Annotated in this window: 18 protein-coding genes and 1 pseudogene; 6 read left to right on the top strand and 13 right to left on the bottom strand. The window is 67.5% G+C overall.

Annotated features, from left to right (window positions below):
- The first annotated feature begins 75 nt into the window (after nt 1-75).
- Together DAE25_RS07750 and DAE25_RS07745 are read left to right on the top strand one after the other, a co-directional pair.
- On the top strand, nt 76-969 hold the full coding sequence (locus DAE25_RS07750; RefSeq protein ID WP_107765640.1) for a hypothetical protein: 894 nt from the start codon (nt 76-78) through the stop codon (nt 967-969).
- Nucleotides 970-1,640: 671 nt separating this feature from the next.
- Nucleotides 1,641-2,555, top strand: coding sequence for a tyrosine-type recombinase/integrase (locus tag DAE25_RS07745; protein ID WP_107765639.1), 915 nt, complete (start codon nt 1,641-1,643; stop codon nt 2,553-2,555).
- 60 nt (nt 2,556-2,615) lie between these two features.
- Here DAE25_RS07745 and DAE25_RS23515 read toward each other — a convergent pair whose 3' ends face one another.
- Nucleotides 2,616-2,936 carry a PxKF domain-containing protein gene (locus DAE25_RS23515; protein ID WP_199907484.1) on the bottom strand — a complete coding sequence of 107 codons (321 nt, stop codon included), beginning with the start codon at nt 2,934-2,936 and terminating at the stop codon, nt 2,616-2,618.
- A gap of 140 nt (nt 2,937-3,076) precedes the next feature.
- A pseudogene (locus tag DAE25_RS23095) lies at nt 3,077-4,579 on the bottom strand (TolB family protein); the annotation flags it as partial.
- A gap of 971 nt (nt 4,580-5,550) precedes the next feature.
- On the opposite strand from DAE25_RS23095, the gene DAE25_RS07735 reads away from it, so the two are divergent.
- Nucleotides 5,551-5,985 carry a hypothetical protein gene (locus DAE25_RS07735; RefSeq protein ID WP_107765638.1) on the top strand — a complete coding sequence of 145 codons (435 nt, stop codon included), beginning with the start codon at nt 5,551-5,553 and terminating at the stop codon, nt 5,983-5,985.
- 283 nt (nt 5,986-6,268) lie between these two features.
- Here DAE25_RS07735 and DAE25_RS07730 read toward each other — a convergent pair whose 3' ends face one another.
- The 5 genes from DAE25_RS07730 to lon form a co-directional block, all read right to left on the bottom strand.
- The gene (locus tag DAE25_RS07730) at nt 6,269-7,396 is read right to left on the bottom strand and encodes a glycosyltransferase (protein WP_107765637.1); all 1,128 of its coding nucleotides are present in this window, start codon (nt 7,394-7,396) and stop codon (nt 6,269-6,271) included.
- Between the two features lie 239 nt (nt 7,397-7,635).
- The gene (locus DAE25_RS07725) at nt 7,636-7,857 is read right to left on the bottom strand and encodes a hypothetical protein (protein WP_199907483.1); all 222 of its coding nucleotides are present in this window, start codon (nt 7,855-7,857) and stop codon (nt 7,636-7,638) included.
- Between the two features lie 259 nt (nt 7,858-8,116).
- The gene (locus tag DAE25_RS07720) at nt 8,117-8,626 is read right to left on the bottom strand and encodes a hypothetical protein (protein WP_107765635.1); all 510 of its coding nucleotides are present in this window, start codon (nt 8,624-8,626) and stop codon (nt 8,117-8,119) included.
- A gap of 704 nt (nt 8,627-9,330) precedes the next feature.
- Nucleotides 9,331-10,035, bottom strand: a complete 705-nt coding sequence (locus tag DAE25_RS07715) for an NAD(P)-dependent alcohol dehydrogenase (RefSeq protein WP_159083634.1) — start codon at nt 10,033-10,035, stop codon at nt 9,331-9,333.
- 499 nt (nt 10,036-10,534) lie between these two features.
- Nucleotides 10,535-12,877, bottom strand: a complete 2,343-nt coding sequence (gene lon / locus DAE25_RS07710) for an endopeptidase La (protein ID WP_107765633.1) — start codon at nt 12,875-12,877, stop codon at nt 10,535-10,537.
- Between the two features lie 290 nt (nt 12,878-13,167).
- Here lon and DAE25_RS23500 point away from each other — a divergent pair, with 290 nt between their 5' ends.
- On the top strand, nt 13,168-13,488 hold the full coding sequence (locus DAE25_RS23500) for a VOC family protein (RefSeq protein ID WP_325050365.1): 321 nt from the start codon (nt 13,168-13,170) through the stop codon (nt 13,486-13,488).
- A 67-nt stretch (nt 13,489-13,555) separates the two neighbouring features.
- Here the strand turns inward: DAE25_RS23500 and DAE25_RS23090 are convergent, their stop codons facing one another.
- On the bottom strand, nt 13,556-13,939 hold the full coding sequence (locus DAE25_RS23090) for a hypothetical protein (protein WP_159083633.1): 384 nt from the start codon (nt 13,937-13,939) through the stop codon (nt 13,556-13,558).
- A gap of 540 nt (nt 13,940-14,479) precedes the next feature.
- Between DAE25_RS23090 and DAE25_RS07695 the strand changes: the two genes are divergently transcribed.
- Nucleotides 14,480-15,334 carry an alpha/beta fold hydrolase gene (locus tag DAE25_RS07695; protein WP_107765631.1) on the top strand — a complete coding sequence of 285 codons (855 nt, stop codon included), beginning with the start codon at nt 14,480-14,482 and terminating at the stop codon, nt 15,332-15,334.
- A gap of 98 nt (nt 15,335-15,432) precedes the next feature.
- Here the strand turns inward: DAE25_RS07695 and DAE25_RS07690 are convergent, their stop codons facing one another.
- The 5 genes from DAE25_RS07690 to DAE25_RS07660 form a co-directional block, all read right to left on the bottom strand.
- Nucleotides 15,433-16,644, bottom strand: coding sequence for an aminotransferase class V-fold PLP-dependent enzyme (locus DAE25_RS07690; protein ID WP_107765630.1), 1,212 nt, complete (start codon nt 16,642-16,644; stop codon nt 15,433-15,435).
- A gap of 83 nt (nt 16,645-16,727) precedes the next feature.
- Nucleotides 16,728-17,759, bottom strand: a complete 1,032-nt coding sequence (locus tag DAE25_RS07685) for a serine hydrolase domain-containing protein (protein WP_107765629.1) — start codon at nt 17,757-17,759, stop codon at nt 16,728-16,730.
- On the bottom strand, nt 17,756-18,595 hold the full coding sequence (locus tag DAE25_RS07680) for a CPBP family intramembrane glutamic endopeptidase (RefSeq protein ID WP_159083632.1): 840 nt from the start codon (nt 18,593-18,595) through the stop codon (nt 17,756-17,758). Before DAE25_RS07680 ends, DAE25_RS07685 begins: the two co-directional genes overlap by 4 nt.
- Before the next feature lie 193 nt (nt 18,596-18,788).
- The gene (locus tag DAE25_RS07675) at nt 18,789-19,370 is read right to left on the bottom strand and encodes a MarR family winged helix-turn-helix transcriptional regulator (RefSeq protein ID WP_107765627.1); all 582 of its coding nucleotides are present in this window, start codon (nt 19,368-19,370) and stop codon (nt 18,789-18,791) included.
- Nucleotides 19,371-22,079: 2,709 nt separating this feature from the next.
- A complete protein-coding gene (locus tag DAE25_RS07660) occupies nt 22,080-23,327 on the bottom strand; it encodes an IS110 family RNA-guided transposase (RefSeq protein WP_199907481.1) in 1,248 nt (415 codons plus the stop codon).
- A gap of 391 nt (nt 23,328-23,718) precedes the next feature.
- Between DAE25_RS07660 and DAE25_RS07655 the strand changes: the two genes are divergently transcribed.
- The gene (locus DAE25_RS07655; RefSeq protein ID WP_199907480.1) at nt 23,719-24,972 is read left to right on the top strand and encodes an IS110 family RNA-guided transposase; all 1,254 of its coding nucleotides are present in this window, start codon (nt 23,719-23,721) and stop codon (nt 24,970-24,972) included.
- The last annotated feature ends 182 nt before the right edge of the window (nt 24,973-25,154 follow it).

Here is a 25,154-nt window from a genome sequence, read left to right as displayed (position 1 = left end):
CCTCACATCCCGCAATCCGGCATGCAGCCCCGGCACGGCTTCATGCCAGCTCATCACGAAGGAGCTTGACCCCCCATGCACCCCACAACCATGCGGCTCGTCAACAGGCCCGTCCTGGCCAAGTCTTCCGTCGCCAGGTCACTCATCGCGGCGTTCGGCCTCCTCCTAGCTATCTCCGGCCTTGTCGCGCCCCCGCCCGCAGTGGCGGCCGACTACGCCATCGCGTGGACCCAGATCGGCATCTACCCGCGCTCGGCCCCCAGCATGGATGCCCCCCGGGTCGGTCAGGCCATGCTGGACGACACCCACGTCACCGTCGACTGCGAACTGACCGGCACCCCGGTCAGCAACGGCTACCAGACCACCGACATCTGGGAACGCCTCAGCGACGGCACCTTCTTGCCCAACGCGTTCCTCGACACTGGTGTCGATGGATGGACCCCCGGTATCCCTCATTGCGACGAACTGACGACCCCCGCGGAGTCGACCCCAGCCGAGAGCCCGACGGCAAGTTCGGGCAGCTGGGTGCCCTACTGCGGCGCGAGCGAGTACCTGTCCGAGATCACCGTGACGGTGTGGGCGGACGAGGCGTTCATGATTAGCGCAGCACCGACAGAAAATGCACGCAGGTCGTCTGATCCCGGCGGCGTCACTGCCGCCCAATGGCATGCCATCCAGGCCTGCGTCTCCGGTCTCTACGGCGACCTCGCCGACAGCATTTGGGACCAGCTCGAATGCCACCAGCACCTCGCACTCGTTCCCGCGGTTCACGACTTCGCCTTCGGGTGGGCGACGGGCGAGACATACGACCTTGAGAGCTGGCGCGGCACATTTTCGGCTGGGGACTGGATTAGTGCTCGGTGCGGCAACGAGCTCAATATGGAGCATAACCACTTCGACGAGACCCCCGTCTTCGTCGGACGCCCCGACACTGGGGTCGGCGACCTTTTCTACGGCAACATCGCGTAGGGCACCGGCTCACGCTCCATCCTGCGGGCGATAGAAGCGTGGAGACGCAGATCCAGGCCCAGGACCAGGCCAACGACATTGCCCTCATGCATGGTGAAGCAAGCCAAGCACGACGGCGGTGTCGGCGCCGATGGACGAAGAAGGGCACAGTCAGCGCTAGGCACCGGTCGCGAACTTGAAAGGATCCGCCACACCCTCTTGGCACGCCGAACCTTTGTCTGCGGGCGAGGTCAGTGACCGACAACGCCACGTTCCACGTATTGGCCCTAACGGCGTGCACCTGTCGCTGCAGCAGGCGGACCACCCGGTCCCGGCAAGTGCTCGCGGGCGCTTCCCGTGTTCATCTTCGACCAGATGGCGACAATTGCACGGCTAGTCGAATTGGGCGCCACCCGTCGGACGCCACAATCGAGACCTGCTCGACCATGACGTGGTCATGGGTGACCACGACGCAACGCGGTTGCGGGCGCAGTCACCGGTTGGGGTCGCACCGCCGGCGACAACCACGAGAGGCCAGCACATCCGGACTAGCCGTGATGAGTGCGTCCTTCCGCCGCCTGCGGACGTGGTCTTAGACGAGCGGAGCGGGCTAGCGTCGGCGCGTCCATGAGCCCGGTCGTGTTGGCGGCGGGCGGGCCGGGCGAAGCGAGGTCGCCGCGTGAGGTGCCTCCATGTCCGGATCGACCATCCTCTTGCCGTTCCAGCCGACCTCGATGTCGACAGCCCAGCTGGCGGCGGTCTCCTACCTGGCCCGCTACAGCGGGCACACCCACAAGCTGTACGCCTCCCAGCTGCGCCGCTGGTTCGCCTGGTGCGAAACCAACGGGCTCGATCCGCTCGTGGGGATCCAGCGCGCCCATGTCGAGTTGTACATCCGGCAGCTCGGCGATGCCGGGCTCATGGACTCCTCGGTCACGACCATGATGCACGCCGTGCGTGGATTCTTCCGGTTCGCCCACATCGACGGGCTCATCGCAGCCGATCCGGCCGTCTACGCCAGGCTCCCCAGGGTGCATCGCGACGAGTCTCGCACCCAGGGACTGGACCGCCTCGAACTGATCCGGTTCCTCCAGGTGGCTCAGACCATCACCGTCCACCACGGCGCCTTGGCCTACCTTCTGGGCATCAACGCCCTCCGTGCCTCCGAGGCAGCATCGGTGCGGATCGAGGACTACGCCGACACACTGCGCGGCCACCGAGTGCTCCACCTCGTCGGCAAGGGCAACAAGCCCGCCACCATGCCGATCACCGTCCCGGTACTGCGCGTCCTAGAAGCGTGCCGAGGCCAACGAACCACCGGACGTCTCATCCTGCGGCCCATCTCAGGCAAGCCGATCGACCGGCGCGACGCCTACCGGATGGTCATCAGGATCGCGAAGGTCGCCGACATCCCACGCCACATCAGCCCCCACTCCCTGCGTCACGCAGCAATCACCAACGCTCTCGACGCGGGCGTCCCGCTCCGTGATGCCCAGATCCTCGCCCGCCACGCCGACCCACGCACGACCGAGCACTACGACCGCGCCCGCGGCAACCTCGACCGACACGGCGTCCATTTCCTCACCGCCTACGTCGCCGGAGTCTGAACAGCCACGCGATCGTGCACCGGGTTCGCCCAGGATGACGTCAGGTCTTGGGCGTAGGAACTAGCGCTTCAGGTTGAAGCTCGCGCTGTGAATACCGCCGTCGGTGAGTGTCACGAATAGTTCGTAGCAGCCCGCCTGTGAGGGCGACGCCCAGTTGTAGATGTACCGCCCGTCGTAGCGCAGCCCGGTGTTCCCGGTCGCGGTTGTCTCGAGCGCGTCGGCCGGGTCGCCGGAGAAGGTCCCGCAGGAGACCACCTTGTATCTGATCGAGGCGACTGCGGCCAGGCTGGTCACCTCGTTCCCATCGGCATCCACGATGTGCCACTTGACCGCGTAAGTCCTGCCCGCCTTGCCGTTGTTCACCACCGGCGGGCCGTCCACCGGTGCGAGGAAACCGCCGAAAGTGGAGGTGTCGCACACGTCGCCGCGGCCGTCGCCGTCGCCATCGGCCTGGCCCGGGTTGGCCACCTCCGAGCAGTTGTCGGTGCCGTTCGGCACCCCGTCGCCGTCGGGTCGGTGTCGGTGTCGGTGTCGCAGGCATCGCCCTGCCCGTCACCGTCGGCATCGGCCTGGCCCGGGTTGGCCACCTCCGAGCAGTTGTCGGTGCCGTTCGGCACCCCGTCGCCGTCGGCGTCGGTGTCGGTGTCGGTGTCGCAGGCATCGCCCTGCCCGTCACCGTCGGCATCGGCCTGGCCCGGGTTGGCCACCTCCGAGCAGTTGTCGGTGCCGTTCGGCACCCCGTCGCCGTCGGCGTCGGCGTCGCCAGTTGGGTCACCGAACTCCTTGACGTACACGTCGGACAGAGTGTCGGTATCGGCGGGATCAAGGTTGCTCGCGTTCGACGCGAAGGCGACCTTGGTCGTGTCGGCGGACAGGAAGGGTTCAAAGCTGGTGCTGTTAGCCTTCACGCCGGTGTCGGAGGTGGAGACCAGGGAGACGTCGCCGGTGACGAGGTCCTTGACGTAGACGTCTGCGAGGTTGTCGCTGTCGGCGGGGTCGAGGTTGCTGGCGTGCGAATAGAAGGCCGCCTTCCTCCCGTCGGCGGACAGGAACGGGTCAAGGCTGGAGTTGTTGGCCTTGACCCCGGTGTCGGAGGTGGAGACCAGAGTGATCTCGCCGGTGATGAGGTCCTTGACGTAGACGTCCGGGCCCGTGTTCGTGTCGGCGGGGTCGAGGTTGGTGGCGTGCGAAGGGAAGGCCACCTTGGTCCCGTCGGCCGACAGGAACGGCTGAATGCTGTTGCCGTTGGCCTTGACGCCGGCATCGGAAGTGGAGGCCAGGGTGATGTCACCGGTGACCAGGTCCTTGACGTAGACGTCCGTGCCCGTGTCCGTGTCGGCGGGGTCGAGGTTGGTGGCGGTCGACGAGAATGTCACCCGGGTTCCGTCGGCCGACAGCGACACCTCAAGGCCGGGGCTGTTGGCCTTGACGCCGGCATCCGAGGTGGAGGCCAGGGTGATGTCGCCGGTGATGAGGTCCTTGACGTAGACGTCGGTGCCCACGGTGTCGGCGGGGTCGAAGTTGGTGGCGTTGGAATGGAAGGCCACCTTGGTCCCGTTGGCCGACAGGAACGGATCAAAGCTGGCACTGTTGGCCTTGACGCCGGCATCGGAGGTAGAGGCCAAGGTGAGGTCACCGGTGATCAGGTCCTTGACGTAGACGTCCGTGAGCGGGTCGGTGTCGGCGGGGTCGAGGTTGGTGGCGGTCGATTGGAAGGCCACCTTGGTCCCGTCGGTCGACAGGAACGGCTGAATGCTGCTGCTGTTGGCCTTGACGCCGGCATCGGAGGTGGAGGCCAGGGTGATGTCGCCGGTGACCAGGTCCTTGACGTAGACGTCTGGGTTCGTGTCGGTGTCGGCGGGGTCGAGGTTGGTGGCGGCCGATTGGAAGGCCACCTTGGTCGCATCGAGTGACAGCGATACAACAAAGCTGGTGCTGTTGGCCTTGACGCCGGCATCCGAGGTGGAGGCCAAGGTCGTGTCTCCCGGCGCCGCCGACGCAGGGGCCGTTGGCAGCGTCACCATGAGCGCAGCGGCGGCGACGGTGCCTGCCAACAGGTGGCGACCCCGGGCGCGGGCGAATCCGGAAAGCGCTCTCCCCCTGGTCAGATTCGGTGCCAGAATCCCCATACCCACCACAGCTTCCCGCGACACGGATGCCGCATTCATCGAAGCCCCCGAGCGGCACAACCGCGCTCACGCTAAGGCGAGGCGCGGCGCGACGAGTAAGGCGGAGAGGGCATCTCCCCAAAAGTGGCCATGCCCCGACACCCGGCGTGTCATCCTCAGCACGGCTCCTCGACCCAGAGCGTCATATCGCCGCCTGTCGGCGCGGCTCGCAACACCCGCTGATGCCGATGAGCGGTCGGCGGGGTCTTCGCGGCCCCGGGCGGCGGGATGTCCCCAAATACTGACCTCGACACATCGAGGCAGTCGTTCGTAAACTGAGAGGCTGAAACGGGGTCCTCACGATGCACAAACTAGCCTGCATGCTGGTCTCTCATAAGTGGGTAGTGCGCCGAGATCCAGGCGTGAAACCGTACGTCGTATGTAAGCGCTGCCAGAGGACGAAACTGATCGACTTCAGCCCCGACGGCGTGGCAAGCGGACTCTTTACTCCGTACGACAAGTAGCGCCGTTTCCCTCGGGACGAGGAGGTCTCGCTTGATCATGGAGCCGATTCGCTGGACGGCTGGCCCCGCGCGAGGCACGCCTACTCCGTTGGCGGGCCTCCTGCCCGTCACCCGGGGGAGCTCGTTGGACGCGGGTCATGGTCCGAAGACCTCCCGCCTCGACAAGAGGTGTCGAAATTCGCACCCGCCGAACTCGGTCACGGGGGTTACGGAATCGCTAGCCTGCCGACATGGAGCGCACGCGTTCCCGCAGAGCGTCGCCAGTTGCCCGCCGGAGGCTGGCCTCGCCAGACGACCCGATGACCGAGACGATTCCTCCACTGCCGCAGCAGCATGGTGTAAGCCTCGCGAGGCGCGGGTGAGATGAAGTTCGACCTGATCACGCGAGCCTCGCCAGCGCAGGTGCTTGAGGCAATGACGGACTTCACGGATCGCAGGCTCGAGATCTGGAACACGACGCTCGACCCGAACATCTACAAGGTCATCGAGCTAGGTGACACCTGGGCGGTAGCCCGGGAAGGATCACCGCGCTCGCCGTACTGGGTCATCGCCCGATACGACTGGTCCGACCCCGGTGTGGTCCGGTGGACGGAGTTGGAGACCAATCACGGAGATCCTGGCGATGGATTCATGCGGATCGAACCGAGCCGAGCGGAAGGCAGTCACCTTCACGTCGAGTGGAGCACCCATCCAGTTCGCATACGGGACAAGCTGGCCATATTCCTGCTGCACCACACGATGAACCGCGTCATCGCCCGTATGTGGCGGAATGCGCTGGATCGATTCGCCCTTGCCTGATTTAGCAATCGACGGGCTGAGCCTCAGCCCGTCGAAGATGCCCTATGAAGGCACCCTGATGACCCGCAAGGCCCATCGAGCGACCACCCGGTGAGCGGGTTTAGCTGGGTGCGTCGGGCGAGCAGCCGCTCCGGCACGCGCGAGTGCGTCCTTCCGCCGCCTGTCGGCGTGGCCGTGCGTCCGCCCATGCCGACCGCCAGATAACCCGATGACCGCCCAGGGTGAGGCTGCGACGCCCCGGCCAGACGCGACAGTCCTGGCTTTGCCTCCCAAGCCACTTCGGTCATCTCGGCTGGGTCAGTGTTGCCTGTAGTTGCTGCGCGACCGCGTCGGGGCTGGGCATCGCGGCGATGACGGCTCCCAGTCGCCGTGCCGCTTCTCGTTCGGGGGCGTGCTGTGTGGTCAAGGCGGTGGCAGCCGCAGCGATCGAGCCGGGCGGCGCGCCCGGGGGCACGATGCGGCAGGCACCTGCCGCGGCGAGGTGGTCGGCGTTCCAGAACTGGTCTGCGCCTTGCGGCATGACGATCTGCGGCAGCCCGTTGGCGAGGGAACCGATGACCGTGCCGGTTCCGCCGTGGTGCACGACGAGGTCGACATGCGGCAGAAGGTGCGCTTGCGGGACCTCCTGCTCGAGGTGCACCGCTGCCGGCAGGTCACCGAGCGCGCTCGGCTCTATCCCAGGGCCCGTCGCCACGAGGACATCACATCCCGAGCCGGCGATCTCGAGTGCCGCCGCGCGGAGCAGGTCCACGCTGCCGAAGACCGTCCCCATGGTCAGATACACCCGCGGAGCCCGCCGTGGCTCGAGCAGCCACGGCTGCACTGGACCGTCCGGGGACCAGGCCGTCGGGCGCATCGCCATCGTAGGAAACGGCGGGGTGGCGTCGACATCGGCCAGGAAGGGCGGGTGCGGGTCGATGAGACCCTCGGCCAACGCGCCGGCCACGGGTGCGTGGACCATCGCTGCCACGGTTTCGTAGATGGTCGACCACTGGCGGCCCCAGCCAACGATCGCCAAGCAGAAGGCCCTGATACCGGTCGTGTGGGCGGCCATGGCAGCACCGACGTTGCTCTGCTCGAAGACGACGAGGTCGGGTCGTTCTCGTTCCAGTACTCCAGTCATGACGTCCACGACGTGCGGCGCGCAGAGCTCGACGAAGAGCGTCTGTCCGAGACCCTCGTCCGACGCTGCCTTGCCAAGATGTTCGACTCGTCGCGCGATCTCCGACGTGGCGTCGGAGAAGGACCACGATTCCTCGGCTCCGGGGACAGCCCGCGCGGGTAGCCGACTCGCGAACTCCTCGCCAGTCGCGAACACCACTTCTGCCCCAGTCCGCTCGAGGGCGAGGGCCAGCGGTACCAGGGGATAGAGATGGCCGAACGCGGGCAGCGACGCCAGGACGACCTTCACGGCGTCATCGTGTGGGCCCACCGCTCCACATCCGCCTCATCGTCTGACCATAGGACGGATCCGGAGCCGGATCATCACCTCACCCGGGGATGACGGCTGTCCTCGCGGGGTGGAACCCCCTTGCTTGGCTGGTCCCGAGGATCGCGCCCATCGCTGGCGAGCCGAACACCCAACAGGTTGCGCCACACCGCCGCCAATCGGCGCCAGTCGTTTACCGGACCTGACGATGACAAGGCCGCTCAGCCGCTGCGGACAACCCGATAGATCGTCTCGGATGAGGGGGTAGGTCGAGGCACGTCGTTCCAACCGATCTTGAGCGCCTCCTGAGCAATAGCCGCCTTGACCTGGGCAACGTCCACGTCGTCTTGGAAGAAGGCGATCGACAGGCCGTTGCCGGTCGCCTCGTCGACCAAGTGGTAGGCGTTCAGCACACCGGGCACGGTCTTGGCGGCGTCGATCACCCACTGACGATCATCGTCTGGCATGGGCTCCCACGCTGCGAGTCGTGCGAACACGGTTGCACCTCCGTTGATCTCTGGGACATCAGCATGTCGCGATCACCGAGGCGAGGTCGCGCGTTCTGCATGAGCCTGATTCTGCCGCCGTACGCGCGGCCACGCGACCTGCGTCTTAGCGCCGCGTGTCGGCGTACTAAAACGTACGGACATGCCAAGGGGGACGTTGGACGCAGCGGAACGGGGTGGCCTGACCTGCCCGTCCCTATGGCTGCCGGGTCGGCCAGCGCACGAAAAGCTCGCGGCCACCGACTGCGAGGAGGGCCGCGAGCGTCCAGAGTCCGACTGAGATCGACAGGTAGTGGACGCCGTCGTACAGATTGTGATGGTCAGGGTCACCGACCGCGTAGGCAATGAAGGGCAGAGCCGCGAACCAGAGCGTCGCAAGAGTTGGAGCCAACCAGATTGGCCGCCGTCGGGCGAGCGCCCATCCGCCGAGCAGGGCGCTGAGCAGAAACAGCCCGAGGCCCATGGGGGCTCCCAGGAACGGGAGCGCGAGGAAGGCGGCGAGTCTCCAGACTTTGGAGCGGCCGGTCAGGCGCGCGCCTCGCACTAGTCCTAGTCCCAGTCCGCCGATTGCTGCACTGATGATGATCGCCAGCGTGCCGGCCCAGGTGAACGTCTCGGGGTACACGACGATCAGTCGCATCCATAGTCGCGCGAGCGCGCCGACCCAGGCACCCAGCAGGAGCCCCAGCGTGCCCCAGGCGAGCACGGTTCAGGCCACCGGCGTTGGCGTGGCCGTCATGGCTTGGCCGACACGATCGTCGAGAAGTCTGAAATGCCTCTGTGTGGCGGGATCAGCGCCGAGTGAGAGGACGACGGCCATACGCCATTGTCAGCCTGGGTGGCAGGGGCGGGCAAGAGACATGCCAGGGCTCCATGTCACGCACTCACATGTCGTCATCCGCGCGGGTCACGCCCGAGATTCGCTGCAGCTTTGTCCTGAAGGGTGTGCAAGCACCAGGATGGGTGGTGGCCTTTTGCGAGTCTGAGTCCCGTCTCGGACTCCGCTCGTGTAAGGCGCCGCTTTGTCGTCAGCGTGCGCTCTTGTTGCGTATGGAAACCACCCCTTGTCGAGTTCGACGCTGGCGCCTTGAGGGCGAGAAGTCGCGTAGCCACCATCTGGCTATCAGCACTCTGCGGAAGCGTCTCGCCTCCCTCACGCCTAGCCCTTGAGCTGACGACCTGACATGCCGCGATGGGTGCGTCTAACCGCCGCGAGGCGGGCCGCGCCCCTGGCGAATGACATGGGGCCATATTGAGCACACCTCCAAGCCAAATGCACTGCCAGCCGGTCGTCACGCGGGACGCACGCCGGCTGGAGTCCGCACCGGGACGCTTCCCGTGCCATCAAGGTCCGAGTTCGGCCCCGCTTCGACGTAGGGCGGCAAGTCGCGGCGGCGCCGCCACCGACTTTCAGCCCTCGGACGCTTCAAGCACGAGCTTGCCCCGGCTTTCTCCAACGGCGAGTCGGGCGAATGCTGCCGGCGCATCGCGGAGTGGGTACACGCGGTCAATCCGCGGCGTGACGGCGCGCTGGGCGACGAGGGCGGTCACCGCCTCGACCTCGGCTCGCGACTGGGGGACAACCAGCACGCCGACTCTCTTTCCGGTGGCACGTCCCACCAGCGGGCCGGCGACCGCCGTGCCCAGCAGGATCCTGGCCAGGCCGCCCACCATCGCGTACCTCCCGTGGCGCCGCAGGGCGCGGTGCACGCGGAACGGCGAGCGATGAGCCACCAGATCCACGATCAGGTCGAAGCTGTCGCGCTCGTCGGCCCAGTCCTCAGTGGCAAAGTCGATCGTGCGGTCAGCCCCGATCTCGCGCAGGAAGTCGGCCTTGTCGGCTCGATCGACCGCCGTCACCTCGGCACCGGCATGCTTGGCCAGTGCGATAACGAAAACACCGCCGGCGCCGCCCGCGCCGTTGACCAGAACCCGATCTCCCGGTCGGACATCGGCAGTTGCCCTGTGCGCGATGCCGCCCGCCTGCGGGATCGTCGAGGCCTCCGCGAACGACAGCCAGTCCGGCTTGCGGGCCAACAGCGTGGGTCGCGTGCAGACGAGGTCGGCAAGCCCGCCCCGGTATCCGGCCAGCTCGCCGAACAGCTCGTCTCCCACGGTGTACTCAGTGACCACACTGCCGACCGCGGCGACGACGCCTGCGACGTCGGATCCTGGCACCGGGTGTCGCGGTCGGCGCAGCCCGTTGGACCACCGCGCGTAAGCCGGACTTCCCGCCAGGTTCTCACGGTCCGACGCCGTTCAAGGAGACCGCACGCACCCGAAGGAGGACCTCGTTGTCGGCGGGGACGGGCTCCGGGAGCTCGCCCACCCGGAGGACGTCTGGAGGGCCTTACCTGTCCTGGATGACAGCCTGCATCGGGACCCCTGTCTGCGGCCGAAGCCGTTTGCTCACACCGATGCTACGGGCTGGAGCAGCCGCTTCCCGTAGACCCGGATTGTCACGGGACGGGCTTGGTCCTTGGGGTGTGACATTCCGCCCCAACCAGCTCGATGAGTTCGACACTCGCTAGTCACACGCACAGCTCTCGACCGTGCGCCGTTCCCGTGCTGCACCGTCGGTCGTCGAGAGCCTGATACAGACCCAACGACCGGATCAGGCGGCGACCGTGGCCGGGGCCTCCGTGGACAGCGCAAGACGAACGACATCGAGCACGTCGCCAACCAGATGCACGGTGACCGTCTCGAGGACCTCAGTGGGCACCTCGTCCAGGTCCGGCTCGTTGCGGAGGGGGGCGAACACCTCGGTCAGCCCGTGGCGCTGGGCGGCAAGCAGCTTCTGCTTGAGCCCGCCGATGGGCAGCACGCGGCCGTTGAGGGTGACCTCGCCCGTCATGCCGACGTCGGACCGCACCGGCCGTCCAGTCGCGAGCGACGTGAGAGCCGTGACCATCGTGATGCCCGCCGACGGGCCGTCCTTGGGGGTTGCCCCCGCGGGCACGTGCACGTGGATCGCCCGGTCGAAGAACGCCGGGTCGACGCCCAGCTCCGCCGCGTGCGATCGGACGAAGGTCAGCGCGATCTGCGCTGACTCCTTCATCACGTCGCCGAGCTGGCCGGTCAACGTGAGACCCGCCGGGCCTTCGTGCGCGGACGCCTCGATGAAGAGCACGTCACCGCCGAGACCGGTGACGGCGAGACCCGTCGCGACACCGGGCACCGACGTGCGCTCGTGCGCCTCCGGGGTGAACCGCGGCCGTCCGACCAGGTCCTTCAGATCGGGCAGGTCGACGTCGACATGGTCGGCGCCGGTCGCGAGACGGATCGCCGCCTTGCGCAGCGCCTTCGCGAGGAACCGCTCCATCTGTCGTACGCCCGCCTCGCGGGTGTAGTTGGCGGCGATCTCGCGCAGCGCCGCGTCGGAGATGGTGACTTCGTCGGTGCTCAGCGCGGCCAGCTCGAGCTGTCGGGGCAGGAGGTAGTCACGCGCGATGGCGATCTTGTCGTCCTCGGTGTAGCCGTCGAGGGTGACGAGCTCCATCCGGTCCAGCAGTGCTTGCGGGATCTGCTCGATCACGTTGGCGGTGGCGATGAACAGCACGTCGGACAGGTCGAGGTCGAGCTCGAGGTAGTGGTCGCGGAAGGTGTGGTTCTGTGCGGGGTCGAGCACCTCGAGCAGCGCCGCGGCCGGGTCGCCCCGGTAGTCGGCACCGACCTTGTCGACCTCGTCGAGCAGGATGACCGGGTTCATCGAACCGGCCTCCTTGATCGCCCTCACGATCCGGCCGGGAAGCGCACCGACGTAGGTTCTGCGGTGCCCGCGGATCTCGGCCTCGTCCCGTACGCCCCCCAGCGCGACGCGGACGAACTTGCGACCCAGCGTGCGCGCCACCGACTCACCCAGCGAGGTCTTGCCGACTCCCGGCGGACCCGCGAGCAGGATCACCGCGCCGGAGCCGCGACCGCCGACCACGTGCAGCCCACGTTCGGCGCGGCGGCTCCGGACGGCGAGGTACTCGGTGATCCGCTCCTTGACCTCGTCGAGGCCGTGGTGATCGGCGTCGAGCACGGCACGGGCCGCAACCACGTCGGTGGAGTCCTCTGTCGTGACGCTCCAGGGCAGCTCGAGCACGGTGTCGAGCCAGGTCCGGATCCACGCGGTCTCCGGGCTCTGGTCACTCGACCGCTCGAGCTTGTCGACCTCACGCAGCAGTGCCTCGCGTACGCCGTCTGGGACGTCGGCCGCCTCGACGCGGCCGCGGTAGTCGTCGGCCCCTTCCGGCTCGCCCTCTCCCAGCTCCTTGCGGATTGCGGCGAGCTGCTGACGCAGCAGGAACTCCCGCTGGCTCTTCTCCATCCCGTCGCGGACGTCCTCACCGATCTTGTCGGTGAGCTCGGCCTCGGCGAGGTGGTCTCGCGTCCAGCCGATCAGGGCCTCGAGCCGCGACGCGACGTCGGGGTTCTCCAGCAGCTCCCGTTTGCGGTCGACGGAGAGGTACGGCGCGTAGCCGGCTGCGTCGGCGATGGCGCTCGGGTCGGTCATCTGGTGGACCGAGTCGATGACCTGCCAGGCCTCACGCCGCTGGAGCACGGCGACGACCAGTCTCTTGTACTCCTCGGCGAGCTCACGGGCATGCTCGTCGACGTGGTCGTCGACGGGCTCGACCTCCACCCACAGGGCCGCCCCCGGCCCCGTGACGCCGGCGCCGATCCGACCCCGACGCTCGGCCTTGAGCACGGCCGCCGGGCTGCCACCGCTGAAGCGACCCACCCGCTCGACGGACGCAATCACGCCATACGACGCGTAGCGGTCCTCGAGCCGCGGTGCGACGAGGAGCCTGCCGTCGCTGCTGGCGCGGGCGGCGTCGATGGCGGCTTGCGAGGACTCGTCGAGTTCGAGCGGTACCACCATGCCCGGCAGAAGCACCAGGTCGGACACGAACAAGACGGGGAGACTGCTCGGGGATACGGTGTCGTTGCTTTCGGAGACTTGAGTCATGTTGGCTCAACTTCGACGCGCGGGATCGTGTTCCGCAGAAGTCCTGTGTTCGTCCAGGGCGAACACAGTCCCGACCGACATCGCCGTGAGGCGGGCGCTTTCCTCCTCACGGGGGTCCTTGACGGCCGAAGACAGGGCATCCCGCGCTCTAGGCTGATCGGGTGCTCACGAACCGTTCGGCACCGCACGAACGAGTCACCCCGGTGCTCACCGTGGCCGAGTCAGATCGGCCGTGGCGTGGTACACCGAGGTCTTCGGCTTCGTCGAGCACGTCCGCATAGGCGAGAGGCATCGCTCGCAGCTCGGCTTGCCGGACGGACCGGCGGCCGAAGCTCGTGGTCGCAGAGGTTCTGCCGGGCCGGCGAACGCCGGAGCGCGAACGCGCGCACCTATTGATGCTGAAGGTCGCCGACGTGGCGGCAGTGGTGGCGGCTGCAGTGGCACGGGGCGCTCACCTGGTCGATGAGAGCCACGACTGGGAGTACGGCGAGCGGCAGGCCGCCATCGATGACCCGTTCGGCCACCAGCGGGTGCTCAACCAGACGCTGACCGACGTCGAACCTGAGCAGTGGAGTGGAACAACAGTGACTCCACGTTCGCCGTCCCGGTAGGAGCAGGCAGCGTCACTTCGCCGCCTACCGGCGCCTGCAGTTACTCGATCCGCCGATGACCGGTCGTCTAACCGGCCAGCCCCTCCAAGTTCGCGCAGTTCAGGAAGCCGGCGAAATCCGGATCCAGGATGAAGCGCTCCAGGTACAGGCCGGGCCCGATCTGGACGATCGCCGGACCGGTCGGAGCCGCCACAACCTTTGCCTGCGCCTTCTCGAAATCGAAGTCGATCAGGACGCCGTCGAGGTACGGGGTGAACGCAACGACCCCCCCAGCGAGCACGGGTCGGCCGAAGTTCTTCTTCGTGTCGTCCGACACGCCGGGTGGTTCGATCTCACCCTTCCCCGCGCACCACGCCCCGTAGATCTCATGGACTACGGCAGTCGCAGGCGGTGGGGTAACCACGACAAGGGCTGCTGCCGCCAGCACTGTTGCTGTCAATATGCGCATCATGTCCGTGCCTTTCCTGACCCGAGGTCAACCGTTGGAGACCTTCTGGCACTCAGAGTGAACCAAGCGGCCTTGGGGTTTCCTTGTGTCCATGGCCGTTCATGCCGCGACCGGTTCCGCGGCGGCGAACTGGACGCTCGACGTCGACGAAGTGCTGTTCCAGTCGTCCCGTGCTGCGAAGTAGCTCTGGAGGTTCTGCAAGATCGGCAACGTTGAGCTCACCGCCAGCCAGCTGCGTGAGGGCCCACCGCTCGAGTGGTGGGAACGCGGGGCACCACGGCGCGAGAGACTTGGGTCTACCAAGCGCCAACCGGCGAACAATACTGACCGCCACGCAGGCGTACGCGCGTCTTCCGCCGGGTCAGTCCGCCCACTTGCAACGCCGCGTGACACACGCTGAAACCTGATCGTGCAGAAGTCTCTATCGGGAGGCCGCCGAGTTGGCACAGCTGTGGGGAGTTCCTAGAGAGGCGGACACCGTCTTCGGTCGACGGAGACAGATGCGCTCCCGCGCTAGTGCCGAGGTGGTCCACACTGAGTGTCATGTCTAGTGCGTACCGCTCGGCCGCCGGCGCCGAGCGGGTGCGTGACTGGTGCTCCGCTGGCCTGGCGAGGTGGGAGTTTCCGCACTCAACACACGAGGTCGACACTTCCCACGGGCAGACTCATGTTGTCGCACTCGGGGCGGGGGACGGCATTTGCATCTATCTGCCCGGTACGAACTTCAACGCCGCGACCAGCACGACGGTACTCAGTCAGCTCGCCACCAGTTGTCGCGTCTATGCCGCAGACCTGCCCGGTCAACCGGGCCTGAGTGCGGCCGAGCGGCCGCATCCCGAACTCCTCGGGTATGCCGCTTGGTTGAGGGATCTGATTGCTTGGGTCAGTGGGCGCCACGAACACGGAAGCATCGTGCTCGCCGGCCACTCCCGCGGTGCAGCGGTGGCGCTGTCGGCGGAGCCGGACAGTGTGCAGGGCCTGATGCTGCTGGCGCCTGCGGGCCTGAGCGAGGTGCGCGCGTCCATCGAGATGCTGCGGGCGACCTTGCCGTGGCTCGTCCGGCGCAACAGTGCCGGAGCGAGACGGTTGCTCGAGTACATGTCAGGCCCCGCACACACGGCTGAGGATGACGTGGTCGAGTGGATGACCCTCGTGTCTCGAAGCTGTCGCACGACTGGGGCTCCCGGACCGCTCCCGGACCACACCCTGCTCAGGTGGAAGGGCCGCCAAGTGCTGGTCGCTGTTGGCGAGCATAATGTGTTCTTTCCGGTCAGCAAGCTCCGTGTGTCATGTCGATCCAAGCTCGGGCGGGAGCCGGTGGTGATCCCCGGCGCCGGGCACCTCGTAGTCGACGAAGAGCCCGTCCTCGTGACGGAGCTGGTCACGAGCCTGCTCTGATTCAAGCCGCCGCTATGCCAGCTGGCTGGGCCGTGACGATGAGGCACCCCGGCGCCTCTCTTCTCAGATTGACGTTGGCTGCTGAATGGCCGCGGAGGTCACTGCGTGGGGTAGGTGGGCCGTGGCTTGGGTAGGGCCTGGATAAGTCGATCGAGCTCGTCGTCGGTGTTGTAGTAGTGGACCGAAGCGCGGACGAGGTCGGGGAGCTGCCGGTGCGACAGGTCTAGGCGGGCGTATTCAACGAGGGAGACGCTCACGTTGATGCCTTGCTCGGCCAGTCTTCGCTGCACGTCTTGCGAGTCCACGCCGGCCAGGGTGAAGGTGACGATGCCGCACTGGCTTTGTCCTTGGTCGTGGACGGTGACGCCGTCGACTTGGCGCAGCATGTTCCGGAGGCGTTCGGCCAGTGCCGTGACCCGTTCTGCGATGGCGTCGATTCCCCAGGACAGGGCGTAGTTGACGGCGACACCCAGTCCGATCTTCGCCGCGTAGTTGGTCTCCCAGTTCTCGAAGCGACGGGCGTCGGGACGGATGTCGTAGGCGTCCGGGGCCGTCCACCTGGCCGCGTGCAGGTCGAGGAAGGGTGGTTCGAGTTGGTCGATCATGGCCCGCCGGGCGTACAGGAATCCCGTGCCGCGGGGGCCTCGCAGGTACTTGCGGCCCGTCGCGGAGAGGAAGTCGCAGTCGATGTCGGTGACGTCGATCGGCAGCTGACCCACCGACTGGCAGGCGTCCAGCAGGTAGGGAACTCCTGCCTCGCGGGTTGCGACGCCGATCTCACGGGCAGGGTTGACCAGCCCGCCCTGGGTGGGCACGTGCGTGATCGCCACCAGCTTCACCGGACCGTCTCCGGTGTCGAGGCGGCGCCGCAGGTCATCGATGGAGAGCTGTCCGGTCTCGTCGTCATCGACGATCTCGATGACGGCTCCAGTGCGTCGCGCGACCTGGAGGAACGCGATGACGTTGCTGGAGTACTCCGCACGAGCGGTGAGGATGCGGTCGCCCGGGCTGAACCGAAGTCCGTAGAACGCCATGTCCCAGGCCCTGGTCGCGTTCTCGATGACCGCGACCTCGTCGGTCTGGCACCGGATCAGCCGGGCAATCGCCCGGTAGGAGTTCTCCACGCGGTCGTGGGCCTCGGCCGCTGCCTCATAGCCGCCGATCGCCGCCTCGCGCTGCAGGTGGTCGATGACAGCGGTGGTCACGCAGGTGGGCGGGAGCGCGGCACCGGCGTTGTTGAGGTGAGCGACGTTCCGGGTGCCCGGCGTCTCACGGCGGGCTCGCTCCACGTCGAGCGTCGACACAGTCATGACAGCTCCTCGAGTCGGGTGAAGAGTCGGTCGACATCCCACGCGTAGGTCGTGTTGGTCATGGCGACCATCGCCAGGCGACGTTAGGGGTAGATGCGCATCGCGTTCCAGTAGCCGCAGCCGGTGCCGTAGTGCTCGACGAACCCGGGGGTTCGGCCGGCGTCGGCCGGCCTGCGGAACCAGCCGATGCCGTGATCGAACCGCTTCCCGGGAGAAGCGATGGTGCGCATGGAGTCGATGTCGCCGTGGCTGAGCAGGCGCTCGGGGTCGTGGGATCGGCTGGCGTGGACGGCGGCCAGTCTCACGGCGTCGGTCACGGTGCCGACCAGGCCACCGAAGGCTGCTCCGTTGATCAGGAAGGGATTGAGTGCAGAGTGTCCAGCGACCCTGTGTCCCACGATCCCGCTCGGCAGAGCGGCCCGTAAGAGGGGTACGACGGGGGGCGGGACGCGGACGTAGCCCACGGACCTCAGGGTGTCTGGCAGGAAGTCGTAGCTCGTGGTGGTCATCGAGAGCGGTTGGAGCACTTGGTGGCGGACGTTGTCCTCGACGCTGTGTCCGCTCGCGGCGGCGATGACTTCGCCGGCCAGGAGGTATCCGATGTTGGAGTAGCTCGCTTGGTGGCCGACGGCCCGCACGGGGGTTCCGTGCTTGGCGATGATCCTGCTGATCGCCGTGGCGTCTGCAGGTTCGTGTTCGAGCCGCACCCACCGCACCGGAATCGGGTTGCTGAGTCCCGCGGTGTGGGTGAGCAGGTGGCGTGTCGTCGGGTGACCGTGCTTCGGGTGTGGCAGGTAGTCGGGGAGGTAGTTGCCGATGGGGGCGTCGAGGTCCAGGACGCCGGTCCGGTGCAGCTGCATGGCCGTGGTGGCTGTGGCGATCTTCGTCATGGAGAACCATGGGTACTGGTCGTCGACGGATGCGGGTCTGCGGTCTGCGAGGTCGGCGTACCCGACGGCGCCGGCGTAGAGGAGCGCGTCGGGAGTGGCGACGGCGACGGTCATCCCGGGGATGCGGTGTGCGGTGGCGACCTCCTCCATGAGGTCACGCGCGCGGTCGTCGTTGCCGGCGCCTGTGCCGGGCCCGCTGGTGGAGTTGCCGTTGGTGGTGTTCATGAGAGTGCCTTGCTGGGGGAGTGCTGCAGGACTGGGGTGTGGGTGGCGCCCGTCTCGACCGTGTCGAGCTGCTGCCGGTAGTCGGGGCCGAGGCGTCGTCGCGTCGCTACGGCTACGGCGGCGGTGAGCACGATGACCGCCAGGAGGCCCGCCAGCTTGCGTCCATCGCCCTCGACGAGTGCCGCGATCACGCCCTCGTCGTTGTTGCTGCGGTTGAAGACGCTGTGGAGTACGGCGACGGCGAGGATGCTGTCGCGGGTGCCGCGCAGGTACACGCCGAGCATGAGGCGGACGACCGCACAGACGAGCAGGAGTGTGACGAGTGCGCCGGCGACGGACGCGATGGAGAAGTCGCCGATGAAGTGGAGCGGCAGGTGCACCAGGGCGAACGGCACGGCTGTCAGGAGTGCGGCCTTGACCAGGCCGTACCTGCGCTCGAGCCGGGTCTGGACCACACCTGACCATGCGGTCTCTTCCCAGAGGTTGATCAGCAGGAGGTTGACCAGAAGCCCCAGCACCTGAGTGGCGACCAGGGGAGCCGCCTCGACGGTTCGGAGGTCGTCACCGAGGCAGACGGCGAACAGCAGGGTGAGAGTGGGAAGCGCGGCCAGGACCAGGATGGTCCAGCCGACCCCGATGCGCCAGGCGAACATGCGCCGGCGCAACCTGACCAAGCCGGGACGACCTTCGACGGCCCAGGTGACCCACAGTGCGGCGGGCAGGAGAGCGGTGAAGACCAGCAGCACGGAGGCAGTGCGCTCGGTGTCCACGCCGGCGACCTGAGGCATCCAGCCGCCCGGGATCACGCCATGGCTGGCCAGGACCGGGAGCGCCATGACCGGATAGCCAATGGTGAAGGCGACGATCATGAACGCCGCGACAGGGTGGCGGGTCGTCCAGTCCCGCACCCGGGCGGGCCGCGGGGGCCGGTCTACGTGCAGATTTTGCGGGTCGATGAGTGGATGATCGTGCTTCTCGAGGGTGTACATGGCGGTGCCTTCTTGGGCTTCGGCCGGCCGGAAGATCCGGTCAGGCGCGGTTCGCTTCCTGGCTGCGCAGGAAGTCGATGTAGAGGCGGACCTGCTGCTCTTCGGCAGCGCTGAGCGGCGCGCCCGTGTAGGCCAGCACCGAGGTGTCAGTGCGGTCGTGGTCTGACGAGTCCTGTTCCAGCGCGACCCGGTAGGGGCGCGGGTCCAGCCCCGCGCTTTCCCGAAGGATGCTGTCGAGGTGCTGCAGCACCAGGCGCTCGCGGATCGTGTCCGGGACGAACCTGGGCCGCAAGGTGTGCATGGCCGCGAGGAACGGCTCGGTAGCACGGTCGTGGGCCGCCTCCCCGGCGGGGGTGAGCCCGACGCGGTGCGAGCGACCGTCGGCCGGGTTCGCCGAGCGAGCGATGTGCCCCCGAGCCTGCAACCGCTTGAGGTGGGCGGACACGGTCGTGGGCCGCTGCCCGGTCCAGCGCCGGATCTGCGTGGGTGTGGCCGGTCCGAAGCGACGCAGCAGCGAGTACATGCCGTAGTCGTCGCCATTCAGGTCGGTGTCCTCGAGGATCCCATCGAGCAGCCCCGACGTCAGGCCGTTCAGGAGCCAGACGTCGAAGAGCAAGGACATGGGGCCATCGGAGGCGGGTGCTGGAGTCACTCGAAGATGATACGACGATGCAATAGAATAGTGCAAGTACGTAGTAATTCGCCATCCGTCATCAGACGCGCTCCCGTCCGCCGTACAGCGACGTCATTCGCGCCTCACACTCGTGGTCGGTGATGCCTGATCGCCTCCACGGGAACGGCAGCACGAGCTGAACCGGCTGGCGTCCCACCAGCCGCATCATCGTGATCTGCCGCGTTCCGTGTGTTCCCGGAGCGCGTCATAGCCGCGAGTGTCCGTCCAACGGGAGTTCACTGGCGAGTACCCGAATCTGAAGTCAACTGGCAGCTCGGAGATGACGTCCGAGCTCAGATCCCAGGATGAATCTGCTGCCGTCTGCTGCGCCTCCGTCGATGAGTCCACTGCTGCCTCCGTCGTCAACTGGACCGCTCCGGCCACCGTCACCACCGTCGTGATTCCAGGGCCCTGTCGTTTGGGCAACTCCCGGGTCCTCTGCTGTTCGAGCAGCCTGCGACGAGCAATCAGAGACGACGCTTGCCCAGTGCCTGCACCACGCGACGCTTGCGCCGGCGGAGAGTTGAGGGCCGCCACGTACGCCCCGCGCCCGGATCCCTGACTCCGTGACGCAGTGGGGGCGCTAGCCCAGGTTCGTCATACCAGCGGCAGCGGTGAGTCCCTACCGTCGTGGACGTTGCGCCCGACGCCGCCTGCGGCCCCCGACGTCTCGCGGCAGGCGCAGCCCCAGGCCGCCCACGTATGTCTCCAGTGCCGCGGGCGGTCTGCGGCGTTCCGGCGCACGCCTTGTACGCCGACCGTGGCCGCCTGTCCATAGCCCACATGGGGTCTGCCGCATGGCCACTCACGAACGTAATTTGCAGCCACGGGGGCCCAGGCGGTCCGGGGGGACGCCAGGTAGATCGGACCGCCCGCCGCGACCGACCCGAGACGGTCGCCGGCGGGCGGCCCGTTCTGATCGAGCACTTCCAGCGTTCCGGCCCACCGTCGCCGGAGCACCTCTACGCTCTGCCTGGCTCCTCCGGGAGCACGGCCCGCTCCCCACCCCATACGGGAGCATTGGGGGCGCCGTGGGCATAAACCCGACCGCGGCACCGGGCCGGCGAGAGCTCTCACCCCCCGGGATCGCTCCGCCGGCCCGGTCCCTGCCGCTCAGTGGCGCTGAACGCCCCGACGACAAAGGCAGCCCATGACACACATCCCGACCAGTAGGGCGCCGGTCCCGCCAATCGCGGGGGCCGATAACCGCTTCGGGTGGGCAGGGTTGCTAGCAGGCATCTGCGGACTCACGTTGTTCTGGCTGCCCTACTTCTTCCCGGCGGCAGGGCTCGCGGCAATCGCATTGGGCTCTGTCGGGTACTCCAAGGCGCAGTCAGGCGCGGCGACTAACAGGAGGACGGCCGTGCTGGGCATCGTGCTCGGCGTCCTCGCTCTTGTGCTGCCGGTCGTGGCGATTCTGGGACTCGGCGTCTATGTCTCCCTTCACGGCATGTAGCAACCGACGTCGGGCGCCGCCTGGCAGCGAACCGCAGGGTCGCCATGCCGCCGGAGACCAACTAGCCACAACCGCAGTCGTTCTTCGAGGCTGGTATTCGTCCACCCGGCCCGTTACGTCCACCCGTCCGGCGAACGCCCCGGCGTCGAGGTCCGCATGAACGGCACCTGGTGAGGGGCTGACGTGTCCTGGCGGCCGCCCTGGCGAGACGCACCTCGACGTGGGCATTCCCCGTGTGTGCCGCGGCGGCCGGTCTCAGTTTGCGATGAGCGCGCCATCCCGGGCCTCATGCCAACAGGCCGAGTCGGAGGATGACCGGCCTCAGACCGCTGACGAAGTCCTGGTCTCACAGGTTGCCCGCCGGCGCTCGTCTGCGTAAGCGAGCACCTTCGGGCACCCCGTGAGCAGGACTAGGTCTACTCCGGGCATCGGGAAGGCACAACCATGGTTGAACGATCGACTTCTTCGCCCACCGTCCACCCGGCGATCTGCGCGTGGACCGCATCCCGGCCGGCCCGCCAACACGGTGCGGTCAGGTGCGTCCGCCCGCCGCCCGCCGCCCGCCGCCTACGCCTGTGCCGGAGGCCGTCCGATTCGTCAGGACGGAATGCGCCTGTGAGGTCATGGCTGAGATTCGTCCCGACGTACGAACGGTCCGTGCGGGTTCATGCCCGCGGTGCGGAGCACCGCTGCCGAAGGGCGGGCGGGGGAGACCCCCGAAGTGGTGCTCGCAGGCGTGCCGCAGAGCGGCCTACGAAGAACGTCGAGCGGCGGTTGCTGGAGTGCTGGCGATCGAGTTCGTCCGCGAGACGTTGAGGGAGCACGACCTGGGGGAGTGCGTGTCGCGAGTAGCAGGTTCCCCGACGGCGTGCAGACGCGTGCTTCAGGAGATGACCCAGCTCGCTCGAAGGGGCGACCTAGCGGCTGACCCGAAGTGGGTGCCGGTACTGGATGCCGTCGGCAAGTTCGCCGACGCTCTGGTCCAGCGCCCCGCGTCGAAGTCGCGTTTCTATCGCTGAGAAGCCCTAGTCAGGCGCCGAAGAGTTTCGTACGGACGGTTAACCAGAGCCGGAGTGGGCCTCTATGTCCACTGTCGATTCCAGGCCGCGGTCCGGAGTAGCCTGCCGGGCAGGTGGGTGCGGTGCGAACGCCTCAGCGAAGAGCAGGACCCGAGGCTGAGAGTTCTGCCGTGCTGCTGGCCTTCAGGCCGTTAGTCGCGCCTCGTTTGCGTCGTCCGCACCCACCGCCAACGACTGTCCACCGGCGACGGTTGACCGTGGTCGGTGCACTGGTGAGGCGTGTGGTGAGGCGACCGGTTGGGTGCCAGCGGAGGCCTTCTCGGCGTCGGCGCGCATGGTGCGGTAGATGACGTCGGAGAGCCGGCGTTTGAGGCAGCGGATCGCTTCGCGGCTGGTCTTGCCCTCGGCTCGTTTGCGGTCGTAGTAGGCGCGGCCCTCCGTCTCGGCGCGGATCTGGGTGATCGCGACCGTGTACAGCGCGCGGTTGAGCTGGCGGTTGCCGCCGGGGTTGAACCGATGCCGGACCGTCCTTCCTGAGGAGGCGGGTAGGGGAGCGGTGCCGTTGCTGGCCGCGAAGGTGTCCCGGTTGGGGTAGCGGCGTGCGTCGACGACGTCGGCGAGGAACCGGGCCGCGACGAGGGGGCCGATCCCGTACTCGTCGGTGAGGGTGGTGCCGCTGGCTTCGACGAGGGTGGCGATCTGCCGTTTGAGTTCGGCTGCTTCGGTGTCGATCGCGGTGACCCGTTCGAGTCGTCGTCGGCACAGGTCGGCGCGGACGCTGCGGTCGGGCTCGAGCAGGGCCAGGACGGTGCGGACTCGGGTGCGGGTGGTGAGTTTGGTGACTTGGGCCTGGTAGCCGGGTGCCAGGCCGGTCAGGTCGGCGTGGACCCGGTTGACCAGGGCGGTGCGTTCGGCGATCAGGTCGTCGCGGTAGTCCAGGAGGGCACGCAGGTCCGCGGCGGGACCGATGGCGAGCCGGACCGGGGGCAGCTGGGTTTCGCGGGCGGTGATCCTGGCGATCGCGAGCGCGTCGACGGGGTCGGTCTTGCCCTTGCCGGGCTGGGCCCGTGGCTCGCGTGAGGTCATCAGCGTCGGCACCTCGACGACGACCGTGTCCCGTCCTGGTTGCCATTCGATGGCCAGGTGGACGGCGATGGCGCGACCGAAGTTGCCGGACCCCTCGATGCCGACCCGGGTCACCTGATGGGTGTCGAGGAGCAGGTCACCGAATCCGGGTTCGGTGTTGGGGACCTCGCGGTGGGCCAACTGGCGGCCGTTGGGGTCGATGACGGCGACCGCGAGAGTGTCTTTGTGGGTGTCGATGCCGGCGAACAACGGCGCCTCCTTCTGCGGGTCCGGAGCAGCGGGGGTCGGCGACGCGCATGCCACTTCTGGGGACCGGAGTTCGAGCTTCAGCTGACGGATTCCCATGCCTCTATTGAGCGTCACCGCCGACCACCGGACGCCGCCGGGAGGCATCCACTCTGAGAGCCTCACCCGCGCCGACACGGCGTGGATGGGCAGCATGAGGTCGGGTCTTCCCGGCGACGTTTGCGGTCCGGAGTTTCGTACGGACGACAGGGACTGTTCCAGAAGTGCATGAGGTGTGCAGGCTTGCGACTTCGTCGCTGCGTTGGGGGATGAGAATCGGGGGGTCGCTCGGCGACGTCGGATCACACTGGTGCGGGGTGAGCCCGTTGAGGTGTCTGACGCGGGGTCTTCGGGTGCCTTTGGATTGTTGCTGCGAGCACGAGGGTCTGTATCCCGGCAGAGGACCTTCCGAGCGACCCGGCCCGACCGCCCGGGCGGGCCGGCGGGTCTGGTGAGGGAGCTGATCGGCATGGAAGTGCTCTACGAGAGAGTCGCGGGGCTGGATATCGGCAAGGCGTCGTTGACGGTGTGTGTGCGCACGCCGGGTGCACGACGTGGACGGCACAGCGCCACGCGGACGTTCAAGACCACGACCGGTTCGCTGGGGGTGATGCGGGACTGGTTGGTGGAGTCGGGGGTGACGATCGCGGCGATGGAGTCGACCTCGACGTACTGGAAGCCGCCGTTCTACTGCCTGGAGGAGGTGATGGAGGTCTGGTTGCTGAACGCGGCGCACATGAAGGCAGTGCCGGGTCGCAAGACCGATGTGCGTGACGCGGAGTGGATCGCGCAGCTCCTGGAGTACGGGTTGCTGACGCCGTCGTTCGTGCCGCCACCGGCGATCCGACGGTTGCGGATGTTGACGCGCTATCGGGTCCAGCTGATGGGGGACCGGACCCGGGAAACGGTGCGGTTGGAGCTGATGCTCGAGGACGCCTCGATCAAGCTGTCAACGGTCGCGTCGTCGCTGACCACGGTGTCAGCGCGGGCGATGTTGGCCGCGATGATCGAGGGCGAGACCGACGCGCGGGTGCTGGCCGAAATGGCGAAGGGTCGGATGCGTCGCAAGATCCCCGACCTGGCCCAGGCGTTGGAGGGCCACTTCGATGCCCATCACGCGCAGCTGGCGAGGTCGATCCTGGATCGGCTGGACAGGGTCGAGCGTGCGTTGGTCGAGCTGGACGAGGCGATCGTGGCGGCGTGCGAGCCCTGGGCGCACGAGATCGAGCTGTTGTTGACCATTCCGGGGGTGGGGCCGCGGGTGGCGCAGGTGATCATCGCGGAGACCGGTGGTGACATGTCGAAGTTCCCGTCGGCGGCGCATCTGGCGTCGTGGGCGGGACTGGCGCCGGCGATGTATGAGTCGGCGGGCAAGCGCACCCCGGCCGGTCGTCGGCGGGGTAACAAGTGGTTGTCGGCGATGCTCGTGGAGGCCGCCGGGTCGGTGGGTCGTATGCGCGACAAGAACTACCTCGCGGTCCAGCACTCACGGCTGACCCGACGGCGGGGGATGAGTCGCGCGCAGGTGGCGGTGGCGCACTCGATCCTGACCACGTCCTACTACATGCTCAAGCGCGACCAGCCCTACCAAGACCTGGGCACGGACTGGCTGGCCAAACGCAACGAGGAGGCACACACCCGCCGGCTCGTGGCACAGCTCGAGAAGCTCGGACACACCGTGGTGATCGATCCCGCTGCCGCCTGACCCGTACGGAACTGCATCGTCGGGCTCCGCCCGACGCGCGCTGTCGCGCGCCCCGGTACAGGTGATTCACGGGTCTGTGAGGGCTCGCGGGCTCCGTCCGCTCATCGGGAGATGGGAGGCGCGCGGTCGCCGGTGACGTCGGCTCATACCGGGGCAGGGTGGGCCCGTGAGGTGTCTGAGGC

The organism is Nocardioides terrigena (assembly GCF_003047265.1).
GTDB classification, from domain to species: Bacteria; Actinomycetota; Actinomycetes; order Propionibacteriales; family Nocardioidaceae; genus Nocardioides; species Nocardioides terrigena.
The sequence above is the reverse complement of the archived record's forward strand: the minus strand, read 5'-3'. Positions and strand labels throughout refer to the sequence as shown.

Bases quoted from the DNA above. Each gene is read 5' to 3' on its own strand.
- DAE25_RS07750 (WP_107765640.1), top strand. From the start codon at position 76: ATGCACCCCACAACCATGCGGCTCGTCAACAGGCCCGTCCTGGCCAAG.
- DAE25_RS07745 (WP_107765639.1), top strand. From the start codon at position 1,641: ATGTCCGGATCGACCATCCTCTTGCCGTTCCAGCCGACCTCGATGTCG.
- DAE25_RS07735 (WP_107765638.1), top strand. From the start codon at position 5,551: ATGAAGTTCGACCTGATCACGCGAGCCTCGCCAGCGCAGGTGCTTGAG.
- lon (WP_107765633.1), bottom strand. From the start codon at position 12,877: ATGACTCAAGTCTCCGAAAGCAACGACACCGTATCCCCGAGCAGTCTC.
- DAE25_RS23090 (WP_159083633.1), bottom strand. From the start codon at position 13,939: ATGATGCGCATATTGACAGCAACAGTGCTGGCGGCAGCAGCCCTTGTC.
- DAE25_RS07695 (WP_107765631.1), top strand. From the start codon at position 14,480: ATGTCTAGTGCGTACCGCTCGGCCGCCGGCGCCGAGCGGGTGCGTGAC.
- DAE25_RS07690 (WP_107765630.1), bottom strand. From the start codon at position 16,644: ATGACTGTGTCGACGCTCGACGTGGAGCGAGCCCGCCGTGAGACGCCG.
- DAE25_RS07685 (WP_107765629.1), bottom strand. From the start codon at position 17,759: ATGAACACCACCAACGGCAACTCCACCAGCGGGCCCGGCACAGGCGCC.
- DAE25_RS07680 (WP_159083632.1), bottom strand. From the start codon at position 18,595: ATGGCGCTCCCGGTCCTGGCCAGCCATGGCGTGATCCCGGGCGGCTGG.
- DAE25_RS07675 (WP_107765627.1), bottom strand. From the start codon at position 19,370: ATGTCCTTGCTCTTCGACGTCTGGCTCCTGAACGGCCTGACGTCGGGG.
- DAE25_RS07660 (WP_199907481.1), bottom strand. From the start codon at position 23,327: ATGGGAATCCGTCAGCTGAAGCTCGAACTCCGGTCCCCAGAAGTGGCA.